At 57.1% G+C, this 4,008-nt stretch carries 2 protein-coding genes; one reads left to right on the top strand and one right to left on the bottom strand.

Annotation, left to right across the window (positions count from 1 at the left end):
• The first annotated feature begins 221 nt into the window (after positions 1-221).
• Positions 222-665: a PilZ domain-containing protein gene (locus JKL45_RS29315; protein ID WP_201865284.1), complete on the top strand. Its 444-nt coding sequence runs from the start codon at positions 222-224 to the stop codon at positions 663-665.
• A 589-nt stretch (positions 666-1,254) separates the two neighbouring features.
• On the opposite strand, the gene JKL45_RS29310 is transcribed toward JKL45_RS29315, so the two are convergent.
• The gene (locus tag JKL45_RS29310) at positions 1,255-1,434 is read right to left on the bottom strand and encodes a helix-turn-helix domain-containing protein (RefSeq protein ID WP_201865283.1); all 180 of its coding nucleotides are present in this window, start codon (positions 1,432-1,434) and stop codon (positions 1,255-1,257) included.
• Positions 1,435-4,008 lie beyond the last annotated feature (2,574 nt).

Here is a 4,008-nt window from a genome sequence, read left to right as displayed (position 1 = left end):
CTGTTGCTGGTTGGATCCGGTCGATCGCCGCAACGGGCGTGACTCAAGCCGCCAGACAATTCTTCACGGACGACTACTTAGAAACCTGCTAAGACGTTCGACTTAGAACTTTCGGCCCAATGGAAGCTCGCCTCCTTCTGGTGTTTAGTGGCGCGCTTCTAAAATGCGGGTCGAATTGCCTTTGGGCAGGATGAGGTCGGACTAATCATGAGGGTATTACGGTGAGTGAGCGTCGTTCGGCAAAACGTTTGCGTACCCTTCTCAAGGGTCGGGTTAGGCTCAGCTATCCCCTGTCTGTTCATGAGTGTGCCGTGAGAGATCTATCGGATACCGGTGTACAGATTGTTTTTAAGTATCCCGTTCAGATGCCGCTCGAAATCGATTTCGAGATCCCCGCGGGAAATATGTCAGTGCGTGCAAGGCTAGCTTGGTCGGATGGGCTGAAACATGGGCTCACGTTTACAGGTGTATCACAAGCGGTAGAGAACATAGCTCAAGCGTTCTTCGACGCCGAGGGTGAAGGAAGCTCCTGGGCAGACGAGCCGGAAATTTTCAAGGAAGAATTCCGCAGGCTTGCTAGCGAAGCCATTCATCTGTTTGACGCGCAGCAGGCTGAAACCCAGCAAGTCGAAAGACAGAGAGCGAAAGCCCAGGCTGTAGCATAACTGTAGGTGAGCTTTATAGGCAGCACGCTACTGTTGCGAGCCGGCCAGTCCTTAGACGGCACCTTTCGGGCTAGTTGCATCTCAAGCCGCATGAGCTCCCAGACGGTTACAAGGTACTCTTGGGCGGCAAGACTAACGACGCTAGATCTCGCAAAGAAAGAGCGCCCGTTCGTCTGGCGCTCCAGGTGGGCCGCTAGCGCGACCATCGAGGGAGAACAACCGTGCCGATGAGGCACAAGCACGAGGCTGCGCCCAAAAGGTAAACGCGTCCTTAACAGAGCCAGTCGCATAGGGACTTACCTGCCGGTTCTGCCAGCCCCGTGAGCCCTGGCATACAGTTCCGTCACATTGACCATCATTCGGATCCGTCGCCCTCCGCACTTCGAGCATCGCAGCCTCAAGGCCATGTGGGGCACCGGCAGGTCAGCAGACCACCCCTTCAGCGGCACCTCAGCGCCGTGGCCGCAGTTATGCGCTTCGCAGTAGGCCATGACGGTCCTGTACCCTTCGGCAAGGCTCTGCCCGACCGTAACTGGGGGGATCTCGTTGCCGTTCGCGTCATAGGCGCGGCGGGGATTGCGAGGGGGGCTCACCTGCGCCTTTTGGGGGGCATGGGCAGGTACTTGAAGGTCAGCCCCTCGGCTGCACTCCGGATGGCTTCTCGGCTGACCCCAAACTCACGAGCGAGCTTGCTGTACTCCCGCTCGCCAGAGGCATAGCGCAGCCGCGCCTCAAGCACCTGCTCCACCGTCAGCTTGTTTCTGCCCATCCTCGCGCCACATCCGAATAGAACATATAAAGAACATCTACTCAGATAAGCAGAGCTGTCGAGAGAGGTTCCTCCCGTGCAAGCAAGCCTGTGGAGACCGTGGATGACTAATTATGACATGACTAGCCGCCGGAGCGGCGGGAGTGTCACTTCCCGAGATGAGGCCTAAGCTCCCCTCTCTGGATCTGCCCACGGATTCGGTTTGCCTCAGCTCGCGGCAAGCCCTGTGCAACACAGGCGTCATCGACGTAAACCGCCCAAGTGTGCTTGGACCTGTCTACTAGTCTAACCGAGACATCCATAGGCGTGTCCCTCCGCGCGTGAAAGCGCTCAAGAACAACGCACGAAGGCAGCTCTAGTTGTCAGGGTTGAACCTAGAAAGGATGCTTTGAACTGCGGCCTACCGTTGAAACGCGACCGCTAACTTCTGAATCGAAATCTCTTGGCTAAAGCCGCATCATCAGTTGCACCGCTGCCATAGCTGGATGATTTCAAAGCCTCAACCGGTGCTCTCGACACATTCCTATAAACTTCGTGAAGGAATAGACCGGAAGCTGCCTGCGTTTTCTGACCATACATCGTCAACCCTGATGCAGGAGAGGCTTATGAATGCCATTCGAGGCCCTGAAGCAGTACGAGGTATTGCCTCAAATCCTAGGGAAATCACCAACACGGGCCCATCTCTTCAGTGTGCGGCGCTCCTCTTTATTGCCTCACTCAGTTCATTCATTGGAGCAGCCCTTCTGCTGGCGAGTATCTGACCAAAATGCTGCCTCTCGCGCGTGATGTGTCGGGGCACACGGAAAAATTCCCAATTCAAAGCATAATTGACCATCGCATGAACGCCTAATTGCATTGCGCCTGATGGGAGGATGCTGTGAACTACAACTTGGATTCACTGAAAACCACAGATGGCTCTCCCGACAACAACCGGTCGGCGCCTGCTCTCGAATGGATGAGTCTGCTGCCTGCGCTCGTGACCTGCGCGTGGGTGATCCTCAATTTCGGTTGAGAGCACCACCGTGAGGCTAATGTCAGCCGATGGTCAGGTACGCGATTGCGGCGCTAACTGCTACTGTCCTTGTTGCGCCCTCCTGCCTCTACGGCACAGACGAGAACGAAGAGGCTGAGAACGGCTGCTAGTTGGGCGAGAGGCTCAACCGCAGCCGGTACGCTGTCGTGGAAGGGACCACAGGCAAAGCCAGAAAGTATCAGGATCAGAAGTACAGTCCAGACTAACACTTGCCACCTCCACGCACGGAGAGCAGCCCAAGCAGGGTAGTCAGCGGCAGGTCGGCCATTACCTGACGACAGGCTGACGACGCTGCGGGATATTGCTCAGGTGTCCTTGCGAGAACTGTTGCTGCCCGAGAGCGGACAGTCTTCAGGCTGGCTGATATGGTCCTGCCAACGCTGGAGGATAGCCATGGTACGGGCACCAGTGTCATCGACACGCTTGGCAAAGCCATGAGTTAGTTGTCTGAGCATAGTGTGTGTCCCTCTCAGGAGGTTGGGAACGCATATGCTACACAACTAGGCCGTAACGAAGCTTGGGCCGCGAGGTTCCAAGCTTTGTGGTCGCTCCCGCTCGGTCTCCACCCAGATAAACGGGCCCGATCCTGAGGAGAGGGCCCGTGGTGACACGCGGTCACTTGCTAGTCGCGTTTATCCGGGTCAACCCGGCTGATGAGTTCAGATTGTCGAGCGGAAGGATACCTCCAACACTCATGCTGACAGCATGGAGGCAGGCTTCAGCCCCAGTGGTGTCTGTATGGTGGCCTCCATCCATTTAGGGCCAAGGCGGTGCTCGGCCTGAAGAGCATCTGGATCAGCTGCCGATAAACCCGCAGAAGCAGCCATTCCAGTCCGCTAACGAGTGAGGGGCATCCCTGAAGCCAAAAATCAACCCATCACACAGTGCCAAGCCCTAGACAGAGTGATGGTTTCAGCGTGGCTGAAGAGAAAAGGCCCGACCGTGTTGCCGGGCCTTGGCACCCATGCCAAGGGGTGGAGGGAAAGGATGGGCGCCTCTACTATGAGTCTTCCTAGATCGGCAAAGCAATGCACCAATTCAGTTAGCGTTCCGCTTTAGGCGTAAGGGTCTAATGCTTCGACGTGGCTTTTGCCTCCACAATCTGCCTGGCGTCCCATTTGCTGGGCTCAGCGCTGCGGCTTGCCTGGTCCTTCTTGGGCTTCTTTGTTTCCCGGTTCCCGTGTTGCTCACGATGTGCCATCGCACTGTCTCCGTGGTTGAAGCTCGATTTCGCAGCTGGTCGGCCGCCCACAAACCATAGCACAGTGTGCATCAGGATGGAGGCGGCTGCGAGGAGGATCCGGGCGGCGATGCCTCTTGGTCCCGCTGACCTAACAACTGCCGCAACTCGCTACTCACGTTGCTGAGCGGGATAGCTTCGTATTGCGAGACAGTGATGCAACGGCCCTCAATGCTGGCCATGACCACAGCATCGGCGGAGGGTTGGCCTTCGCCTGCCTGTATGCGATCGTGTCCCGCGGCGTGGTGTAAGAGCGCCAGTGCTCAGCTGAGCCGGGTTGCTCAGGCGGTCACGGCCGACA

The organism is Microvirga soli (genome assembly GCF_016734765.1).
Classification (GTDB): Bacteria; Pseudomonadota; Alphaproteobacteria; order Rhizobiales; family Beijerinckiaceae; genus Microvirga; species Microvirga soli.
This window is presented reverse-complemented; position numbering and strand designations above follow the sequence as displayed.